The sequence below is a fragment of the Leptospiraceae bacterium genome, from assembly GCA_024233835.1.
Taxonomy (GTDB): domain Bacteria; phylum Spirochaetota; class Leptospiria; order Leptospirales; family Leptospiraceae; genus JACKPC01.
Window position 1 is genome coordinate 438,344 of the sequence record JACKPC010000001.1, and the last position, 20,488, is coordinate 458,831.

At 35.9% G+C, this 20,488-nt stretch carries 18 protein-coding genes; 10 read left to right on the forward strand and 8 right to left on the reverse strand.

All coding sequences use genetic code 11. The features are described 5' to 3' along the window. Positions 1–7 precede the first annotated feature (7 nt). Genes H7A25_02090 through H7A25_02100 form a run of 3 tightly spaced genes read left to right on the forward strand, consistent with a single transcriptional unit; the run spans position 8 to position 3,502 of the window. Positions 8–178, forward strand: a complete 171-nt coding sequence (locus H7A25_02090) for a hypothetical protein (protein ID MCP5498666.1) — start codon at positions 8–10, stop codon at positions 176–178. Continuing rightward, positions 171–1,769 carry a PAS domain-containing protein gene (locus tag H7A25_02095; protein MCP5498667.1) on the forward strand — a complete coding sequence of 533 codons (1,599 nt, stop codon included), beginning with the start codon at positions 171–173 and terminating at the stop codon, positions 1,767–1,769. Before H7A25_02090 ends, H7A25_02095 begins: the two co-directional genes overlap by 8 nt. A 32-nt stretch (positions 1,770–1,801) precedes the next feature. Beyond that, positions 1,802–3,502: an EAL domain-containing protein gene (locus H7A25_02100; protein ID MCP5498668.1), complete on the forward strand. Its 1,701-nt coding sequence runs from the start codon at positions 1,802–1,804 to the stop codon at positions 3,500–3,502. Here the strand turns inward: H7A25_02100 and H7A25_02105 are convergent. Genes H7A25_02105 through H7A25_02125 form a run of 5 tightly spaced genes read right to left on the reverse strand, consistent with a single transcriptional unit; the run spans position 3,499 to position 8,109 of the window. Further along, on the reverse strand, positions 3,499–4,887 hold the full coding sequence (locus H7A25_02105) for a hypothetical protein (protein MCP5498669.1): 1,389 nt from the start codon (positions 4,885–4,887) through the stop codon (positions 3,499–3,501). The two genes, H7A25_02100 and H7A25_02105, sit on opposite strands and share 4 nt — an antisense overlap. A 6-nt stretch (positions 4,888–4,893) precedes the next feature. Beyond that, positions 4,894–5,586 carry a PIG-L family deacetylase gene (locus tag H7A25_02110; GenBank protein MCP5498670.1) on the reverse strand — a complete coding sequence of 231 codons (693 nt, stop codon included), beginning with the start codon at positions 5,584–5,586 and terminating at the stop codon, positions 4,894–4,896. Next, a complete protein-coding gene (locus tag H7A25_02115; protein ID MCP5498671.1) occupies positions 5,579–7,183 on the reverse strand; it encodes an AAA family ATPase in 1,605 nt (534 codons plus the stop codon). Before H7A25_02115 ends, H7A25_02110 begins: the two co-directional genes overlap by 8 nt. Positions 7,184–7,228: 45 nt before the next feature. Then, positions 7,229–7,843: an SGNH/GDSL hydrolase family protein gene (locus H7A25_02120; GenBank protein MCP5498672.1), complete on the reverse strand. Its 615-nt coding sequence runs from the start codon at positions 7,841–7,843 to the stop codon at positions 7,229–7,231. Continuing rightward, on the reverse strand, positions 7,840–8,109 hold the full coding sequence (locus tag H7A25_02125; protein MCP5498673.1) for a BolA family transcriptional regulator: 270 nt from the start codon (positions 8,107–8,109) through the stop codon (positions 7,840–7,842). The genes H7A25_02120 and H7A25_02125 overlap by 4 nt, the downstream gene beginning before the upstream one ends. Positions 8,110–8,236: 127 nt before the next feature. Between H7A25_02125 and H7A25_02130 the strand changes: the two genes are divergently transcribed. The 6 genes from H7A25_02130 to H7A25_02155 all read left to right on the forward strand — a co-directional run bounded on the left by H7A25_02130 (position 8,237) and on the right by H7A25_02155 (position 14,342). After that, positions 8,237–9,604, forward strand: coding sequence for an FAD-dependent oxidoreductase (locus H7A25_02130; protein ID MCP5498674.1), 1,368 nt, complete (start codon positions 8,237–8,239; stop codon positions 9,602–9,604). Positions 9,605–9,653: 49 nt separating this feature from the next. Continuing rightward, on the forward strand, positions 9,654–11,435 hold the full coding sequence (locus H7A25_02135; protein MCP5498675.1) for a methyl-accepting chemotaxis protein: 1,782 nt from the start codon (positions 9,654–9,656) through the stop codon (positions 11,433–11,435). 11 nt (positions 11,436–11,446) lie between these two features. Next, the gene (gene cysE / locus H7A25_02140) at positions 11,447–12,142 is read left to right on the forward strand and encodes a serine O-acetyltransferase (protein ID MCP5498676.1); all 696 of its coding nucleotides are present in this window, start codon (positions 11,447–11,449) and stop codon (positions 12,140–12,142) included. 383 nt (positions 12,143–12,525) lie between these two features. Then, entirely contained in the window at positions 12,526–13,335 is an 810-nt protein-coding gene (locus H7A25_02145; GenBank protein ID MCP5498677.1) for a hypothetical protein, read from the forward strand. A gap of 26 nt (positions 13,336–13,361) precedes the next feature. Beyond that, on the forward strand, positions 13,362–13,997 hold the full coding sequence (locus H7A25_02150) for a hypothetical protein (protein ID MCP5498678.1): 636 nt from the start codon (positions 13,362–13,364) through the stop codon (positions 13,995–13,997). A gap of 18 nt (positions 13,998–14,015) precedes the next feature. Further along, a complete protein-coding gene (locus tag H7A25_02155; protein MCP5498679.1) occupies positions 14,016–14,342 on the forward strand; it encodes an STAS domain-containing protein in 327 nt (108 codons plus the stop codon). Here the strand turns inward: H7A25_02155 and H7A25_02160 are convergent. Both H7A25_02160 and H7A25_02165 read right to left on the reverse strand, forming a co-directional pair. After that, positions 14,339–15,859 carry a tetratricopeptide repeat protein gene (locus H7A25_02160; GenBank protein ID MCP5498680.1) on the reverse strand — a complete coding sequence of 507 codons (1,521 nt, stop codon included), beginning with the start codon at positions 15,857–15,859 and terminating at the stop codon, positions 14,339–14,341. The genes H7A25_02155 and H7A25_02160 overlap by 4 nt on opposite strands. Further along, positions 15,856–17,559: a SpoIIE family protein phosphatase gene (locus tag H7A25_02165; protein ID MCP5498681.1), complete on the reverse strand. Its 1,704-nt coding sequence runs from the start codon at positions 17,557–17,559 to the stop codon at positions 15,856–15,858. Before H7A25_02165 ends, H7A25_02160 begins: the two co-directional genes overlap by 4 nt. 310 nt (positions 17,560–17,869) lie before the next feature. Here H7A25_02165 and H7A25_02170 point away from each other — a divergent pair, with 310 nt between their 5' ends. Next, complete coding sequence (locus H7A25_02170) at positions 17,870–18,901, forward strand: hypothetical protein (protein ID MCP5498682.1); 1,032 nt, start codon at positions 17,870–17,872, stop codon at positions 18,899–18,901. On the opposite strand, the gene murJ is transcribed toward H7A25_02170, so the two are convergent. Further along, the gene (murJ, locus tag H7A25_02175; protein MCP5498683.1) at positions 18,891–20,435 is read right to left on the reverse strand and encodes a murein biosynthesis integral membrane protein MurJ; all 1,545 of its coding nucleotides are present in this window, start codon (positions 20,433–20,435) and stop codon (positions 18,891–18,893) included. The two genes, H7A25_02170 and murJ, sit on opposite strands and share 11 nt — an antisense overlap. Positions 20,436–20,488: the final 53 nt, after the last annotated feature.

Genomic DNA, 20,488 nt, shown 5'->3' on the forward strand with positions numbered 1-20,488 from the left:
TCTGAAAATGAAGCTGCAGGCTCTTGCAGCTTGCTTTTCTTTAATAGATAAGTCTATTTTAAGACACGCTGTAAGAAAAAAAATAGCTTCCAAAAATATTGCTATTGACCCTAAGACGAAAAACGGAAAAGGATATGTTATGAAAACTCAGTTTCAGGTGGATATTATCCTTGGATGAAATGATACTACAGGCAATTATTGAAAACTCCTCAGCTTTTATTTATATAAAAAATAAGGAAGGTAGATATACGGTTTTGAGTAAAAGCCTTCTCTCATTAGCCGGTCTGAATGAGTCATACCAAATGAAGCATTGTACTGAGATTCTTCCCTTTCTACATACCGAGCCCATTATAGCAAATGATAAAAAAGTTTTAGAAACAGGTTTAAGCCTAAATACAGAAGAACGATTTCGCTTACATAATAGGGAATATATCCTTCATACCCAGAAAATTCCTATCCAGGACCAAAATGGAAAAGTTGTATCCGTTTGTAGTATTTCCCATGAAGTAACAGGTTTTAAAACTACAGAAGAATCTATTAAAAAAATTTTTTCATCCATTTATCACAAACATAATGCAGCTTTTTTTACTTCCCTGGTAAAGTCACTTTCGGAAACCATTCATTCTGACTATACCTATATAGGAAAAGTAAATTCTGAAATAACGAATATCGAAACCCTTGCTTTATATCACAGAGGTGCAATCATTCCAAACATTCAGTATGAACTCAAAAACACTCCCTGTGAATCCGTGATCAGTAAAAAAAATTATCTATACACCGAACAACTACCGGAGAACTTCTCAGAACTTCTATTTCATGCAAACACCGATCTTTCTGCATATATCGGCGTTCCCCTGATTAACTCGAAAAATTCGGTTATTGGCATACTCATTGCACTCTATAAAAATCCTTTAGCCTCGCATACCTATATTCATGAATTACTCACAATTTTTTCCGGCTGGATCTCTACAGAGATTGAAAGGTGTGAAAAAGAAGAGAGTCTTATTGAATTAAATGCATCTCTCGAAGAAAGGGTACTGCAACGAACAAAAGGACTCGAAGCCTTAAACCGGGAATTAGAAGCCTTTTCCTATTCCGTTTCTCATGACTTAAGAGCTCCTCTACGCGCCATAGACGGATATAGCGAAGCCCTTATAGAAGAATATACAGAAGCTCTGGATAAAGAAGGACTTTTTTACTGCAAGAGGCTTCGTGCCAGAGTAAAAGAAATGAATGAATTGATTTCCGATCTTTTAGTACTTTCTAATTTAAGTAGAAAATCTATGGAAATTACAAAAGTCAATTTAAGTCAACTGGCCAATGAAATTATAGACAAGCTTCGTACCTCAAATTCAGAAGAAAAAGAACTTCATATTTTTATAGCTCCAAATCTAACTGCCTACGGTGATAAAGGGCTTTTAAAAATTTTATTATCCAATCTTTTAGATAATGCCTGGAAATATTCAGGTATTCGGCGTACCATTTTTATTGAATTTAATGTTTTAGCACAGGATAATAAACAAGTATTCTTTGTAAAAGATAAAGGAATTGGCTTCGATATGAAATATTCAAACCGTTTATTCACTGCATTTAGCCGCTTACATAATTCAGAAAATTTTGAAGGCCAGGGTATCGGCCTTGCAACAGTATACAGAATTATTAATAAACATTCCGGTAAAATTTGGGCAGAGTCAGAACCGGATAAGGGAGCCACTTTTTTCTTTTCTCTCCCGGATACTATCGATTATATGGATAATCCGTATATATAGCCTGTTAAGCTTTGTCAAGGAGACTTGGTATAATGAAAGAGACAGATATTAAAATTTTTCTAATAGAAGATTCTGAAGATGATGCTATCTTATTACAAAGGCGATTAAAAAAAGAAGGTTTTCACTTTAAGATTAAACGTATATCAAAAATACAGGACTTAGCCTATACCCTCGAATCATTTAATCCTGATATTGTAATCACCGATCATAACCTTAACTTCTTTGACTCTAATGAAGTAATTAAAATTGTCAGGCAGTATGATAAAGATTTGCCGATCATAATTGTTTCCGGAGAAATCGGCGAGGAAATTGCAATCAATGCCATGAGGGCAGGAGCCAGTGATTATATAATGAAAGATAATTTAATGCGACTTGGACCTGTCATCGAAAGAGAACTTCGCGAAGCCGAATCCAGAAAAGGTCAAAGAATCGCAGAAGAAACGATTCGCTTCATGGCCTATCACGACCCTTTAACCGGCTTAACCAATCGTTTTGAACTGGAAAGAAGTTTAAAAGATATACTGGATTCTTCAAAGAGAACGGGGGATACTCATTGCTTATTGTATCTCGATCTCGATCAATTTAAAGTCATCAACGATACTTGCGGACACATTGCTGGTGATGAATTACTAAAGCAGGTTTCCTTGATTATGGAACAGGCTATCGGAAGAAATGCAATCCTGGCAAGACTTGGTGGAGATGAATTTGCTATTCTTTTAAAAAACTGCAAAATAAACCAGGCAAAAAAAATCGGCTATAATATTTTAAAAATCTTAAGTGACTTTCGCTTTAACTGGTTGGACAAAATGTTCAGTATAAGCGGAAGCATCGGAGCATTAGAAATAACATCGAGTTATGAGAATATTAACGAAATGTTAAGTATGGCCGATATAGCCTGCTATGCTGCTAAAGACGCGGGACGAAATCGCCTACAGGTCTATTCCCACGGAGACAGTGAAATGACCTTCCGCAGGGAAGAACTCCGCTGGCTCAGCCGCTTGAATGAGGGAATTGTTAAACAGCGCCTGGTTCTTTTTAAACAGGAAATTATTCCCTTACAGAATGATGAGAGAACTTTCTATGAATTTTTGTTGCGTATGCGGGGAAATAATGGAGAACTAATTTTACCGGGGGCTTTTATTCCCGCAGCAGAGCGTTATAACCTGATGCCTATTGTTGATAGATGGGTTATTGAAAATGTTTTAATCTATATAAAAACGGAATATGCAAAAAAGGCTATAGTTCCGGGTAAGGTAAAATTTTTCATAAATCTTTCCGGAGCCAGTTTAAGCGATGATACTTTTTTTGATTTTGTTATTGATAAGATAGAATCTTCTGAAATATCACCGGATTTTCTCTGTTTTGAGATTACAGAAACCAGTGCGCTCTCCGATATGAAAAAAACTATAGACTTCATTAATCTGGTACGCTCTAAAGGAAGTAGTTTTGCTCTGGATGACTTCGGTTCCGGAATGTGCTCCTATGGTTATCTAAAAAGCCTGCCGGTAGATTTTCTAAAAATCGATGGTTCTTTTGTCAGTGATATGATGGAAGATCCGATGGACTACGCCATTGTCGAATCAATTAATAAAATCAGTCATATCATAGGTTTAAAAACAATAGCAGAATATGTTGAAAATGATGAGGTTCTAAAAGAACTCATTAAATTAGGAATAGACTTTGCGCAGGGATTTGGAATATCCCGGCCTTCAGCCCTACACCCGGAAACCTAAGCAAAAATATTTAACATTTCCTGAATATTATAATAATAAAATGGAAATGTTCTTTCCTTTTGTAGATTCATTGTGGTTTCGTATTCTTTTAACTCTTCTTCTGAAGGTAGTATTTTTTTATCCTGTAAAATTAACCTGATATCTTGGTGTAAAGCTTGAATACTCTTATTTATAGACTTCTTATCCGCTCCTGCTTCTTGTAATTTTCCTAAAAGTTCTAATTTCTTTAAATACAGGGGGTTATCTTTCTCTAAAAATTTTTCAGGAGAAAATTCATAGACACGCTGAATTTTCGTATATTCAGTTTTATCTATACATTTAGACAAAATTTCTTCAGGTATCTGCAAGTTCATAGTGCAACTGACAACCGAATAAGAAGATGCCTTATAAGAAAAAAATTTCTCAAATAGTTTATCTCCTATCACTTCATAACGCTTTCCTCCGGTTCCATGGACAAAATACTCAGCCAAAAACATACGAACATACATACTTAAGGTTATAGCCGAGGGAAATATGGTTTCTTTCTGTATATTCATTTTGTCAGATAAACGATTTCTATTGCCATTTTCATAAATCCAAAAAGGTAAATCAGCTCCGGTAAGATCTGGCAATGGCTGTGCGTGATTTTTAATCCTGTGTTCTATTCGATAATCCTTCAAAGCTTGATTATGAATTTCTCGAAAACTTCCTCCATGGGAATATATGCATTCCATAAACTCTTGAAATGCTTCAGAAGCAAGGAGTTCTGTGCTGCGAATCGTATAGACTTCGATTCCATTTTCATGCAAAAATTCAGTCCTAATCTTTTCACTGATCCATACTAAATCTTTTTTGCTATATAGAGACTGTAAAATAAATTTAAGATTTTTTAAAATATAGTTTCTTCTTTCTTGAGAAAAAAAAGAAGGAAGGTGCTCTATGGAATTTTCTATACAGGAAGAGAGCTTTGAAAAAAAATCTAAATCAATAGAGGGATTTAAGAATAAACCTTCTTTATTCAAATAAGAAATATTTCGTTTTTCTAAAAAACCGGATTTGAGTTCATGAGGAAAGGAATATTCATATTCTTCTGTATCCGTCTCTACCAGTATATGTATGGCATACCCATTCACTTCTTTAGCCAGTGAATGGGAAAACAGATCTTTGATTAAAATACCCGGATGATGAAAGCCGGGTTGATGCCCCGTAAAAATCAGAGGTTTATCTATGTATTCAAGTCCGAGATTCTTAAAGCAGCTTTTTCTTGCCTTCTCTCGAAGTAAATTAAATTTTTCCTGATAAAAAAAAGAAGGGGTCTGATCTTTTAGATTGTTAGAATATTTATGAATATCATTTTTTGCTTCTTCTATAGAACCCTCACAGATAAACTTTTGATACTCCTGCATATTCACTCAGCGAAATAGGCTGGAAATTTTCAGGATGTCCAGAGCTTCTCGAATATAAAAAGGTTCGGCATAATTACAATTGATACTTAAACCATAAAAACTATTGAGTAGAATAGTATCCTCTATCATCTTACCATTTCCTTTTTTTATAAATTGGGATTCGTAGCAATTCAAAGCCTCACGTTTCTTTTCAACAAAAGGACTCACATCCACACAAAAAGAAGGTTTTAAATTAATGCGAATATGATTAGGAAAATAATATATAATCTGATACGGATAAAACGGCTCACCTTTAATATCAGACTTGGTAAGTTTGGAGTAAAACCTTGCAGCTTCGGTTAACTTACAAGCAGCTCCATGATCAGGATGAGAATCATATTCATAGTGAGTAAATATATAATCACATTTTATTTCTCGAAAAACTTCAGCTAATCTCTTTTTATTACTAATGCTATCTTCAATATAGCGGTTTGGAAAGTCTAATTGAATACGTTTCACACCTAAAAGATTCGCCGAATTTTCACTTTCAGTTTTCCTTGTTTCTACGCTTCCGTAAGGAGTTGGTTCTCCGTTGGAAAGATCCACTAATATTACTTCATGCCCGGCTTCTTTCATCCTGAGAACTGTTCCGCCCATACTTAACTCAACATCATCAGGATGAGCTCCCACACAGGCTATTGTTAACTTTGTTTTATTCATTCTCGTTTACTTCTGTATCTGTAATTTCGCTTGAGATTTGTGTTGTCTTTTTCTCTGAACTCTTCTCTTCTTTATTTTCTTCACTTATATCAACTTTTTCTATAGTACATAAAATTTCATCATTTAATTCAGTAATAGTTACCAGACGATTTGCCTGCCTCGAATAAACTTTTTCAAATAAGTTTCGAGCCATACGACCATTTCCAAATTTATCATCACGCTTTTCATAAGCTTCTCGGAATATTTTAAGAACTGCTTCTTTCGCATCTTTCGTTAGAATTAATTTAGATTTATTTACAAAAATATGAAAAATTTCTAATAGCTCTTCCGGGGTATAGTCGGGAAACTCAATGTATTTATTAAATCTGGATTGAAGACCGGGGTTTTTCTCTATAAATCGTTTCATATTATTCGTGTATCCTGCAACGATAGCAATAAAATTATTCCGATTATCTTCCATATATTTTAAAAGCGTATTAATGGCTTCTGTTCCAAAGTCATTCTCTCCTCCTTCTGATAGAGCATACGCTTCATCAATGAATAAAACGCCACCAAGTGCCTTCTGACACACTTCTAAAGTCTTAGTTGCAGTTTGACCTACAAAACCAGCGACAAGTCCGGAGCGATCCGTTTCAACTAAATGCCCTTTTTCTAATATTCCTAAAGAACGGAAAACTCTGGCTATGAGTCTCGCTATAGTAGTTTTACCGGTTCCCGGATTCCCTGTAAACACCATATGAAGACTTCGTGAAGGAATAGGCAAATTCTTCTCTTTACGGATTTTTTCTACTTTTAATATATTTACAAGATTCGTAACTTCTTCTTTTACATTTTTTAAACCTATCAGTTTTTCCAATTCAAGAAGCAGATCTTCCAATTTTTCTTCTTCTAATTCCGGTTCTACCACATTTCCCTTATTCTTTATCTCGTCCTTAACAGGTTCTTCCTTTTTAGGTTCTCTCGGATCATCTACATAAATTAGCTTTTTCTTTTCTCCGGCAGGTGAAAAAAAATCATTATAGATAGAAGAAATATTCGCTGAAATGTCAGGCATACTATCCCTATATTTTTTTTCTAACTCGGGAATGGGTTCATGTAAAACTTTTCGATAATGATCCAGAAAAAATTTTTCTGTATCGGTAACCCGGTTATCAGATTTGACCATGAGATTTAAAAGCTGGAATAAATAATTAGATACTATATCAAACTTATTGCTCAAATGATCAAAGTCATAGTACCTTACAACTTTCATTAGTACGGGTAACTCTAATGAACTAATTTCTAAATTTTTCCCAATCGATTTTGTATTGCTAATATACAGATCTATATCCTGCTTTATAGAAGAAGGATGTTTACAGGCCGGGTCTAATTCTTTTAGAAGTAAAAACATGATTTCCAGGGTTTCAACCGGAAGAGACTTATTGGCATGAAGATAAGCTCCAATGCGAATTATTTCGGATTGTAATAGGGCTTCTGCCTTCATAAATCTTTTGGCAGCATCTCCCAGATCGTAATAATTTTTCAGGTAATGATTGACGCAGGGTTCAAGTTCTTTTACCACATCTTTTAATTTGATTTTAATCGATTGTAGATCCATATTAAAAAAAGAAAATAGTATAGTAGGAATCAAGCAAGAAGAAATTTACCTCAGTGATAATAATTCTTTTCTTAAAACCTCACCTAAGACTTCATAGCCGGCAGGATAAGGGTGTATCGGGTCATCGAGAGGATAAAAGCTGAACCCTTCTTTATCTATCAAAACATTCTCCAATTCGATTATTGTATGATCAGTTCGTAAACTACGAATAAAAGAATTGTTAGTTCGGATGACATCCCAAAGACTCTGCATATTAGAGAGAGGTGCAGTACTTAAGACAAGTTTCGCAGAAGATCTCTTCTGTATATATTGAATCAGTTCCAGTATATAATATTTATATTCCTCTGAACTTAAACTCATAGCATCATTTGTACCGAGTTCAATCAGGATTATATCAGCCCGACTTTGCAAAACCACATTTACATCAAAAAACCAATCCCTTACATTTCTCCCCTCAACTGAATAATCAAAAACCAAATAAGAACTTCCGAGCTTATCCTGCAAACCAAACGCACGGGAACGCTGAGATAAAGAATCACCCAGGATATTCACCCGAATCGTTTTTCCTTCATGCAACAGTGCCAGATAATCCGGGATCGTTGGTTTCTTAGAAGTATAACAGGACAAAAATAGACAGAAAAGCAACAAAAAATGTTTCATTTCTCCTCTAAAAAACCCGTTTCTAAGTGCAAAGCATGTAAACCGGTCTGAAAGAATTCCTGCAGGCAATTATACACAAGACGGTGTTGTTCGAGAAGAGATTTGCCCTTAAAAAGGGGTGTGTATAAGCGTATTCTAAAATGTGTGCCTCCACTACCTTCAGGATTTCCTGCATGTCCTGAATGTTCTTCAGAATAGTCTACGATACTTAGAATATCGGGTTTAAAAGTTTCTCGTAATACTTCTTCGATCTCGTCTTTTTTCATCTTATCTCCTCGATTAAAACATTTCTTCAATATTTTTAGAAAGGTAGAAGTCTTTCAAGAATCAAAAAAGATAAATTAAAAAAAGGATTGTAGCGAACCTTATACTTTCAAATGCTATAATCTGTTTATGATACAGACAAGAAAGGATTTTTTAAAAAAAGCAGTAATCTGGGGTGCTTCAGGCTTTGCTGTATCTTCTCTTCTGTCGGAAGAGCCACCCAAAAAAGGAGAAACCCGGAAAGCAAAATTTTGTATCATCGGGGCCGGTCTTTCCGGCTTATATGCAGCTTATAAACTTCAAAAACAGGGCCATAAAGTCGTTCTCATCGAAGCAAGAAAAGAAGCCGGGGGTCGCATTCAAACCTATTTCGATGAAAAAAGTGGTTTTATTGGAGAATTAGGTGGTGAGTTTATTGATAAAAGCCATACTCTTATTCAAAAACTTTGCACAGAGCTGGGCCTTGAACTGGAGAAACACAGATGGCAGGAATTTTATTCTGTAGGAAAAGAATTCCTACCTTTTGCAGAAAACTACCTTACAAAAGAAACCACAGAAATCATCAAGCGCCTTGAGGACTTATATTCCGGGATGAATCAAAAACAACTGGAAGGTCTGGATAAAATTAGCCTTTATAATTATTTAAAGTATCAGGGGATTAAAGGCAGAGATCTTTTGCTGGTTGAGTTAAAACTCAGGACTCTCTTCGGAGAAAGCATAACCGGGATTTCAGCGGCTCGCGGACTTCCCCGCCTTCTTCTCTGGAAAGGTGGACAGGACTATCAATTTAAAATAAAAGGAGGCAGTTCCCAACTGGTTCAGAAATTAGAAAAAGAAGTGGGAAATGAAAATATTCTGAAGTCAGAATCTGTAGTGGCTATCTGGCAAAATAACAGAGGAGTTGAAATTATTACTTCCACCGGGAAAAAAATCCAGGCCTCAAAATGTATCTGTACAATTCCGGCTCATTTTCTGGATAAAATAAACTGGAGTCCGGAACTTCCCAAAGATTTAAAATTTGCAGCTCTTCAAATCAATTACAGTCGTCAGTCCAAAGTAGTTTCCGTCATGGAAGATGTAATCTGGTTGACAGAAGGTTTCTCTTTAATCAGTACTTCTTCTTTAAATTGGATGTATATTTTACAGGAAGATGTATTGCAAAAAAAAGGACTTCTTACGATAGTAAACAGTGGAGATACTTCGGAACTTTTTTATAACCTTTCTCCCAAAAAGGCAAAAAAAATCATTGAATTTAGTGCCTCAGAGTATGATATATTTAAAGCGAATAAAGTCAGTACATTCGCCAGCCGATGCTGGCAGTACGAGCCTTATATCAAGGGAGCCTGTTCGATTTATTCCCCGGCAGCTTTTTCTGCACGGGAGGCTCTACGAACCGCCTTCAGGAGGGTATTTTTTGCCGGCGAACACCTTGGAGATGATACGGGTAGCATGAATTCAGCAATCCAATCGGTTGATAAAATTCTACCTTCCCTATAAAAATATTTGTCGGATAAATAAAAAAGGATGGATATACGATAAGTAAATTATGGCTGCTCTCAAAAATCTTAGTGTAAAATCAAAAATCTTCGTATTTGTAGGTTTCTTTCAAATTTTAACCTTCATCATTGCAATTCTCGGTACTTCCGGTCTGAGTAGAATGGAAAAGGAAGTTACCAGTATATCCGATATATACGAGAACCTCGAAATCCGCTTAACCCGGATGAAGTATCATGTTACTCTCCGTCGCAATAAGGTTCTTCAAATTACGCACTCGCCAAAAAAAGAAGAACTCGACGAACTTTTCAAGGCTATCAAAGAAAGTGAAACCACTATAGAAAATGATCTAAAAGGAATTCAAACGTATATAAGTTCCAACCAGAAGATTTTCAAAAAGAATGATCTGGAGAAAAAACTTTTAGAAATTCTTGATAAAATCAATTTGAACCTGAAAGAGTTTAAAGAAACCACCGATATCTACGAAAAATCCACACGAGAGCTTCTCGATTACAAAACTCGTTACTACCGAAAAATAGAATTAGAGAGAAGAGTTTCAAGAGCATTTGAAGATAAAGCCAAATTAGACGGGATTATTTTGAAATTAGCCTATGATTTCAGTAAGCACACCTCCGATGCTTTCCAGGATGGAAAACAAAACATTGGCATTACTTCTGCCTCTGTAAAAGGGGTTCTGTGGGGAGGTCTGGGGGTCTGTGTTCTAATTGCCATTATCCTGGCTATTGTAATGCTCAGAACCATTGCTATTCCGATTAAAGAAGCAGAGACCATGGCAAACCGTTTTGCCGAAGGGGATTTGACCATTAATATCGCCAATGATGCCGGTGATGAAATTGGTAAATTGATGAGAGCCTTAAATAAGGCCGCCAAAAACTTAAGTACCCTGATTAAAAATATAGGAGAAACAGCCGATCATCTCGCCTCATCCGCAGAAGAACTTTCTGCCACTTCTCGCAATCTGGCCGATGGAGCTACAAACCAGGCTTCTTCTCTGGAAGAAACAGCTTCTGCTATAACTGAAATTTCCGAATCGATTTCCTATGTATCCCAGAGTGCCAGAGACCAGGAAAAGGAAGTTCTGGAAACCGGGAAATATATGAAGGAACTTTCTCGTTCTATAGTCGAAGTTTCCCAAACCGCTCGCTCTTTAAGTGATGGATCCAATTCCGTGCTTTCTGAAGCCAAAGATGGTCAGGTGAAAGTCGACGAGTCTGTTAAACGTATGGGAGCTATTGAAGAAAGTTCCGAGCAAATTTCCGAAATTATTGTGGTAATTAACGATATATTCACCCAGACAAACCTGCTTTCTTTAAATGCAGCTATAGAAGCTGCCAGGGCCGGCGAATCAGGACGGGGTTTTGCTGTTGTAGCAGAAGAAATCTCCAAACTGGCCGCCCGTTCCCAGAAAGCCACTAATGAAATTGATGAGTTAATTGCTGACAGTATCTCCAAAGTAAATGATGGGAAATCTATCACGGGTCAGATTGTAGAATCTCTGGTGAAGATCCTGCAAAAGTCCAAAGAAGCTGCCGGTATGTCTGATAATATAGCCAGTCAGACAAAAATACAAACCAGCAGTAATGAGAAAGTAATGAAATCTGTACAGACACTTTCTCAAATGGCTGAAGCAATATCCAGGGCAACCACAGAAATGGATTTATCTGCAAAAGAAATTGCCAATGCAATCGAGCAGGTGAATATAGTGGCTCAGAATACAGCTTCTTCTTCAGAAGAAATGGCAGCTTCCACTTCCGAACTCGCCCTGCAATCTGAAAAGTTAAGCGAACTTATAAATGCTTTCAAGGTAAATTAATCTGATTATTTATGTTTGAAAACATTAAAACCATAAAACAAAATGACCCGGCAGCCAGATCCACTCTTGAAATCATTCTTTGCTATCCGGGTCTTCACGCTCTCTGGCTGCATAAAATTGCACATTTTCTTTATAAATTGCATATCCCGATACTTCCGAGATTTATAAATACCTTTTCGCGTTTTTTAACCGGTCTGGATATACATCCGGGTGCTAATATTGCCAGCGGGATTATGATCGACCACGGGATGGGAGTTGTAATTGGAGAAACAGCAGAAATCGGAAAAGGCTGCCTGATTTACCAGGGAGTGACCCTCGGTGGTACCGGAAAAGAAAACGGAAAAAGGCACCCTACCTTAAAAGAAAATGTCGTTGTAGGTTCAGGTGCTAAGATTCTCGGTAATATCACCATTGGGAGCAATGTTAGAATCGGGGCCGGTTCTATTGTCATAAAAGATGTTCCTCCAAATTGTACTGTAGTAGGTCTTCCCGGTTATATAGTCAAAAACCCTGACGGAAAAACCCTCGATAGAGAACATATGCTGGATCATAATGCTTTGCCGAACCCTATTGCCCGTGTCATTTCCATCCTGGTGGATAAAATTGAGAAGTTAGAAGAAAGATATCCGGAGGCAAAATCCTCCAATACAAAGAATGAGGAGGAAGGAGACGTGATTCATAATTTCATAAATGGAGCCGGGATCTGAGAGGAGGTATCTCCCTTATACTCATTTGCCTAATTTTCTTTCTTCGATGTTTTTCTCCAGAAAAAAAAGGAGATAGCTTCTTCTTCCCCTCCTTTTATTTTAAAGCAGAAAAACCGAATTTATTTTTAAAAGTCTCAGAGGACCACAGAAATTTTTTTGTGGATATTCAAAAAAGTATATATTCCGAAACAGAAATGGTTGATATTTTTCGGGAACTCTTTTTGAAGCATAATAAAGTTTGCAAAATGGTATGGGGCCAGATTCCTTATAAAAAAGAGTTTATACGCACGTTCCTTTCTGATAAAAGCTTCTCAAAATCCCCTTTTTTATATTGGGACCATCCGGTTCCCAAACTGATTGCAGGTTGCTGGAACTTCTTTAAAATGAATGATATGAAACCCCAGAAAGATTTTCGTCTGGTTTCCTATTTATATCCTCCCGGCAAACTGGACTGCTATAGTGTAGGTTTTCTTCAACCCTACCTCATGCACACGGAACTAAATTGTAAAAATCTAAATATGATAGATGCAGATTGGAGAATTCATGAGGCACACTGGCAGCTTTTGGAGGAATTCTTCAAAGGAAAATTTACCACAGAAGAAGAAATAGAAAAAGACTTACCCAATTTACGACTGGGTTGGATAGCCAGATTTGATGGAAAACCCATGGAAGCCTCAACAGATGTAAACCTGAATACAGTATGCTTTAAAAGCCATCATTCAGTATGTAAAAAATTTATTAGTGCTTTTCAAGCTCGGTACAGAAGTATAAAGACTATCAATCTCCAGCTTTCCTTTTTGCATTCGGGTGACTACACAACAAAAAAAGATACAATTCCGGTGATATATTTAAGTAATGCGATTGATACCATCTACACAAGCCAAAAACAATTTGATTTATTCTTAGATTCAGTAAAAAAAGGCTTGCCGGATAAAGGAAAAGCTGTTTTTATTTATCACTCAGCAGGAAGAGATAATTTTGGAATCTATGAATTAGAAAGAAGAGGAGAGGCTTATAAGGTCCGAACCGTCTGTAAGGATATTTATTATACCTCACCGGTTCACAAGATCCAGAGAACTTTTTCCACATATTTTGAAAGAATACGAAACAGGGATAAAGTTAATAAAAAAATTTCCTGTCAGCAATTATTTCTTGAAAAAACAGGGGAAAAGGATATTAAAGAAATTAATTGAAACTCTTTTAGGCAAAGAAGCATAGAATGTATATTAAGGTATTTGTAGAACCTAATGACTATATAGAAGCATTTAGCAAAGGCGAAGCTGTTAAAATTATTTTGAAACGCTTTTCCTTTGATCAACTGGGAGAAGTATATCTGGTTCTCGGTCAGATACTTATTTCACAGAAAATGGAAGCTTATCAACAGCTTGCCCAGGCCGCCTTAAAAGAATTGGTTCAAAATGCAATCAAGGCTACTCGAAAACGAATTTTCTACATTCAAAGTGGTATCGATCTAGTAAAAGAACATGATAAAGGTCTGGAAAAATTTAGAGATTCTTTCGCAGAAACAATGCCGGATGAATTCACAATCGAGGGTCATGCTGATTTTACTGCTGAAGTTACCTTTCAATTAATTAATAAATCCATTCTTATTATGGTAAAAAACCAGGGAGTTATGACCCGGGAAGAAGTAAGAAATGTTGATTTTATGTTAGAAAGGGGAAGGAAATTTTCCCAGGTAGCAGAAATTCTAACCGATGAAGTCAAAACCCGGGAAGGAGGAGGACTTGGCCTGAGTATGCTGGTTATCCTCATGAAAAATATGGGCTTACCCGTAGAGAACTTATATTACAAAGTTCATGAAAAAGAAACTGTATTTTTTTTAAAACTAAACTAAATTCTTAAAGGTATCAACATGGAGTTAACAGAAAGAGATAAAGGGAACCATAAGATCATTGAGTTATCAGGAAATCTTGACATCTATTCCGCCTCAAAGATCAAGAAAGAGATAAATAAAAAAATCGATGATGAAGAAATCGAGTCTCTCATTCTTGATATGTCAAAGGTAACACATATGGATTCATCAGGAATTGCAATGCTTGCTAACCTTCAGAAAAGAATGAAAAGTGATGATTTAAGCTTTGCCTTACTATCAGTCACAAATGATATTATGGCAGTACTACGGCTTTCCTCTCTTGATAGCTTTTTTAAAATCTATCAAACAGAGACTGAAGTATCCTAATTTCTATAACCATTAATTTTACTTATAGAGCCCGGTGGGAAATTCTTCTTCACGTCCGGGCCTGTAATTTCGATATAGTTTTCGGTTAAGAAAATCCGCCTGGCATTCAGTGTATTTCCGTTTTTCATTTTTACTGTAATATCTGCATTTTCGTTGGCTATAATTTCGGACACCATATAATCCTGAATTTTTATTGAAAAGCTACCTGAGCTAATTTCAACATGATTTCCTAAAAAGAGTAGCTGGTTTCCGTGGATTACTCTATCATCTAAAAGAGTAATAGATATAGCAGGAGGTAAATCACGCTTTTTTACTTCAACTTCTTTTGGAGGAGCAACGGTTTCTATGACTTTTTTTATTTCCGGAGCTTCAATAATTTCGGCGATCTCTGTTTCTATTTTCTTCTCTTCTACTACCTTATCTTCTTTTAACTCCTCTACAAACTCTGCTTTTACATCTCCTTTCTCTACTGCCTTTTCTAATTTCTTAAGGATTTTAGGAGCTACTATCAGGTTCTTACCTTTCTCAACGTTTTTTACCATTTCATCATCTTTCAATTCTTCGGCTTTCTGCTTGGAAAAGTTGGCCAAAGTATCGTTCTTCTGATAAATATTACTGATCATGACAAGGCGACGGTTTGCTTGTCTGGCCACTTCCGGATCCTCAGTTTGATTTACAAGGCGGATATATTCTTTGATTGCCTGAGGAATATTAGAAGTTTCTTCTAAACTTCTTCCCTTAATATAATCGAGAGCATACGTTTTTTCTTCAGGCCGAAGCTTAGAATATTCGGTTAAAACTGCTTTATAAAATCCGTTTTTATACAAGCGGCGAATCTTTTCAGCACCGGATACGGTACTTTTTGCAATTTCTGCTTTCTTCTCTTTTCCGCGTAAAAGTAATTCTTTTATGATTCTGGCACTCTGAGAATAGTGTGTACCCGGAAAATCATTTTCAGTTTCAGTTAATTTCTGGAGTGCAAAATCAGTATTTTCTAATAATGCATAGCAAAAGCCAAGATGTAAAAGAGTAAATGCGTATTCTTCACTTTTTTTATTATCAATATTCTTCAATAACTCTTCATACTTTTTTATGGCCTGCTTATACTTATGAGCTCTCTCAAAAAAAAAGGCGTATTGTAGCTTCAAGACAATTTCCTTATCCTCTACAAATCGTAATGAATCTTTAAAGGAAAGTCTCCTTACTCCATTGACAATCATTAAGCCTGTATGATCGGCATAATCCAGTTCAATGTTGATATCATCTTTCGAAGCATTTAAAACTGTGGAATCCTGTATATTTAAAGCGATCTCTTTCTTATAATCATCTTTGTACAACATTAATTGCTTGAACTTATCACGTAATAACTCGGAAGAAAATTGCAAGTTTAATAGCTGATCTTTGGCTACATAATACTTTAACTCTTTTAACTTGATGCGTACAATGGACCAGGATACAAAACCAAAAGAGGTGAATAATAATATCAATAATAGTATAAAAAGAATAATTCTTCTCATTCTGGAATCTCCAGGAGAAGCATAGACACATCATCCCGGTATTCAATTTTAAATTCATCCAGTTTTTCCGCCAGAATTTCCAGAACTTCATTGTTTGGTTTATCAATATTAGTTTTAATGAGTTCAATCACTCGTTCTTCAGAAAATTGTTCTTCTGTTTCATTAGGTGATTCTGTCAATCCATCTGAGTATATAAATATTTTATCACCGGCCTGTGTCTTTATTCTTTCTGTTTTATAAGGATGATCTTCTGACATTCCGAGAGGAGGTCCGGAACTTTTTATAAACCGCATATCTCCTGTACTTGGTCTGTAAACTATGGGAGCATTATGTCCGGCATTACTCACATATACATCGCCTTTATCATTAATTAAAAAGAAAACAGCCGTTGCGAAAAAAGAGGCCTGAAGTCTATTACTCATCATTTCGCTTAACTTACGAATTACATATCCGGGATGAAAGCTCTCCTTGACAATTGCATCAATACTCATGACCATTACTACAGTAACAAGAGCAGCAGAAACCCCATGACCGGATGCATCCGCAAAGAAAAATGCACTATAACTTCTCGGACTATTTTTATGTTTCGGAAATTTGAAGAAATGATAAATATCACCGCTCACTTCCCTCATAGGTCTATACGAAATAGCTAATTTAAATGCTTTATATTTAACTTTTTTTGATAAAAATAATTCCTGAACTTCTTTTCCAATTTCTAATTCCTGGTTTATCTCAGCATTTAAGCGAGTAATAACTTTAGAATCCTCTTCAATTTTCCTGGCTTTATCCTGAATTTCCTTAACATTGGACTCAATTTTCTCTGCCATAAAATTAAAGGATTGCCCGAGATCGTCTAACTCATCACCACGACTAAATTTCCATTTGGCCCTGGTATGTAAATCTCCCTCCCCCATTTTATCACTGCTCTGTTTTAAAATCCCAACACGAATAAAAATAACCCGATAGACATAAATCGCAAATAATGTGTGAAACACAATTCCCCAGATTAAAGCTGTAATAATTTGTAGCCAGAGCTTGTAACGTAATTCATCAATAGATTTTAAATCAATAAACGTATAGATAAAGATATTTTTTCCATTCTTAACATCTACTCTTTCTTTTTCCTGTACATTAAAGAGTAGCTTTACTTCAAAATCTCCCTGACCCTTGAATGGAAATAAAAGGCGGATTTTCATATCTTCCGTATCCGCTTCTTTAATATACTTTGAAGTATTGATACTATCATTCTGAAGTTGTTTTGATTTCTTTAAAAAATCCTGATTTATATAATTTTTCTTTTCTTCGGTTTTATCGTATGTATATAAAACTTTCAGTTCCTCAGGTTTACCTTCCTGGCTTTCCGTCTTTTTATTATCCTTCTTCAAAGGATCCGTATTGACCGGAGGTGCTTCTACGATAGAAATATACTTTATATTCCCGGCATTGGATTCAACAATTGTCTTGATGGTATCATTATCTACGACATAATTCTTGGAAGATATTTCTGTTTCGATCTCGGTCGCAAGTTTACTTGCGAGCATATTGGACTCGAGAATAAATTTATCCTTAATTAACTCTGCCTGGTTTTCAAATATCATCACCGAAAAAAAAGTGATATTTACAGCTGCAAGAAAGCTATAAAGTAAGCCTATCTGAAAACTGAGTGAGCGGGATATTTTTCCTTTAGAAGGCTTGTTCATAAAATTGCTGAATAATTAATACAGATAACTCGATCTTTTTCAATCTTTTTTCTAAAAAATGCTCAGAATTCGTAGTAAGGCGTTTAACAAATAGTAGTAGACTTTTCATAGAGCATATAATATGCTTATAGCGATTTTAAAGTACATTTATGAACAAAAAAGTCACTAAACCAATTCCGGCTTTTAATCCATTATTTATTTACTATTATCGGAAATTTTTTCTTTTTAATAAATCCGCTGCTTTCTTCGTCTTTTATCCTATTAAAAGTATACTCTTTATCAGTCTAATTTATTCAAAGGTATCAGGGTTTTGAAACATTTTTTTTTAAACATTTCAACTATTATTATGTCCCTATTAATCTGTATCCGGGGTATTGAGGCTGATTCTCTAATTTTGAAAAATGGAAAAAAATACGAAGGAGTCTATATTTCAGAAACAAAAAAAGAAATAACATTCAATATTAATTTTACAGACGAGAAAACCTTTAAAAGAAGGGAAGTAAAAGAACTCATTATTGATATCGTAGGCCTACCCAGTGAATATATCCTGTATTCCGATAAAAACACCATTCAAAAAGCCAAGCTTTTTGCTCTGGATGCTGAAAGGGCTGTATTTATCGGAGAAACTCCAAAGGGAGAGAAAGAAGTTCTGGATTATAATGCCAGTGAAATCTATAAACTACAGGCAAAAAAAGAAAATCGTTCTCAAAAACTTTCTACAGTCCTTCACAAGGGAGTAAAATTAAAGCTTCAACTGAAAAATGAAGATCTGCAGGAAGGGGAACTTAAAGAAGTAAACAAAGAATCCGGTGAAATTACTTTAGAAGAAAAAAAATACAAGGAAAAAGAACTAAAAGGAATTGTATTTGAGGGCCCCTATAAAGATCCCCTGTACGTAAGGCTTTACAATGGACTCAAGCTGACAATTCCCGGCTGGGTAGAACTGGAAAGAGAAGAAACAAAAAACAAAATAAAAGGCGGATTTCTTCTTTCTTCGTTTTTAATCTTTGGTGCAGCCATCCCCTACTACTACAGTAAGGCGATTGCAGCCGAACAAAATGATATTGACCTTATTCCCTTAGGAAGCCAGGTGTATCTCTTTCAAAACTTCTCTCCCAGCAATGCTTACAGCTTCCACAGACAAAACTATATGGTAGCAGCCGGGCTCTTTGGACTGGTTTATGCCTATCACGGCTTTGAAATCTACGGAAAGGAACTCTCGGGGAATAAAAAAATTTCCGTAAACCTCTTTAGTAATCCGTTTTTTCACGAAACCCCGATAAACCCCTCATTTGAGCCTTATAGCAAACAATTCGGTTTCAGTATCAATTTCAGGTTTTAACTTTCCGCCTAAATCGATCTTTCAATACTTTAAAAGCTTCCAATCCACTCAGGTGGCAAATAAAGAGATAAACCAGGATAGCAAAGGACATAATTCCTGATAAACACAGTCTCGATGTATTTCCATGCGAAAAACCGATGGATTTAATAAAATTCATAACTTCCAAATGAAAAAAGAAGCGATAAAGGGCTAAAACCAGGATCAAGCCGAGAATTGGAAAAAATAAAAGCACATTTTCTTTCCAGAACTTAGAAACAGGAATTGGAATACTGTGCTTCTTTAAACCCAGGAAAAGTAAGATAAAGGTGAGACTCGCGGAAAGGGCCGATGAAAGGGCCAGTCCGGCATGTTTCATGAAATGGATGATTAAAAGGTTAAATGCAATGTTAAAACTAAAAGAAATCGCATTTATTCTTAAAGGATGTCGTGTATCTTTAAAAGCATAATAGGAGGATGTTAAAACCTTATTCATGCTATACATAGGAATAGCGAATGAATAGTAATTCAAGGCCATCAGGGCAGTCTGGGTAGCTTTATGATCCCACTTACCACCAAAATAAATGGAATCCAGAATTATTTCTCCCAAAAAAAGAAAACAAATGGAAGCCGGTATGGTCAAGAATAGAGAAAAAGAAAGAGTATGACTTAGCTCTTCCGGTATCTCATTTATATCATTCCTTCTGAGAGAACCTAAAAGAGTGGGTAAAATCGTTGTGGCAAGAGCAACACCAATAATTCCGGTTGGAAACTGAATAAGCCTTTGAGAATAATCCAGACTGACCACAGCTCCGAGTCCCGGATTCTGATTTTGAATATAATTCGCCAGAAAAACATCTGTCAAAAGGCTGATATGATAAAATCCACCCCCAATAGCTGCCGGAAGCATTAACTGAAAAATCTTTTTTATGGCCGGGTGTTTCCAGTTTAAATTTAAAACAGGTGAGTAACCCAGCTTCTTTACATAAAAAGACTGGAGTAAAAGTTGTAAAACTCCTCCCAGAGTAATCCCATAGCTTAAAACTCTTATCCTTTCCAGACTGTTCTGAATAAAGAGAAATACAATTACCAGGATAATTAAAAAAACAATGTTTAAGAGAATAGGAGACAGGGAGGGAACAAAAAATTTATCCCTGGTATTGGAAATCGCCATGAAAATAGAGGAAAGACTGGAAGTCATTATAAAAAAGAACAAAATAGAAGATAACTCAATCACAAGCCCGGAGTATTTTTCAGTTCCTCCCACCAGATAGGGAATGAAAAAAGGAGCAGATAAAATAAAACCACTGACAAAGATACATAATAAAAAGAAAAGAAAGGATAAGACCGAACCCGCCATAACTGCCGCCTCTTCTTCGCTTTTTTTCGTATACTCAGAATATAAAGGCATAAACGACTGAGAGAGAGTTCCCTCCGCCAACAGGTTACGAAACATATTAGGAAAACGATATGCAACAGAAAAAGCTGAGGCAACCCAACCTGTACCAAAGGTAGTAGCCATGTAATGATCCCTCAGAAGGCCCAGGATACGAGACATAAAGGTATAAAAGGAAAGAGCAATGCTCTTTCTCGCACTGCTGGCAGTTTTTT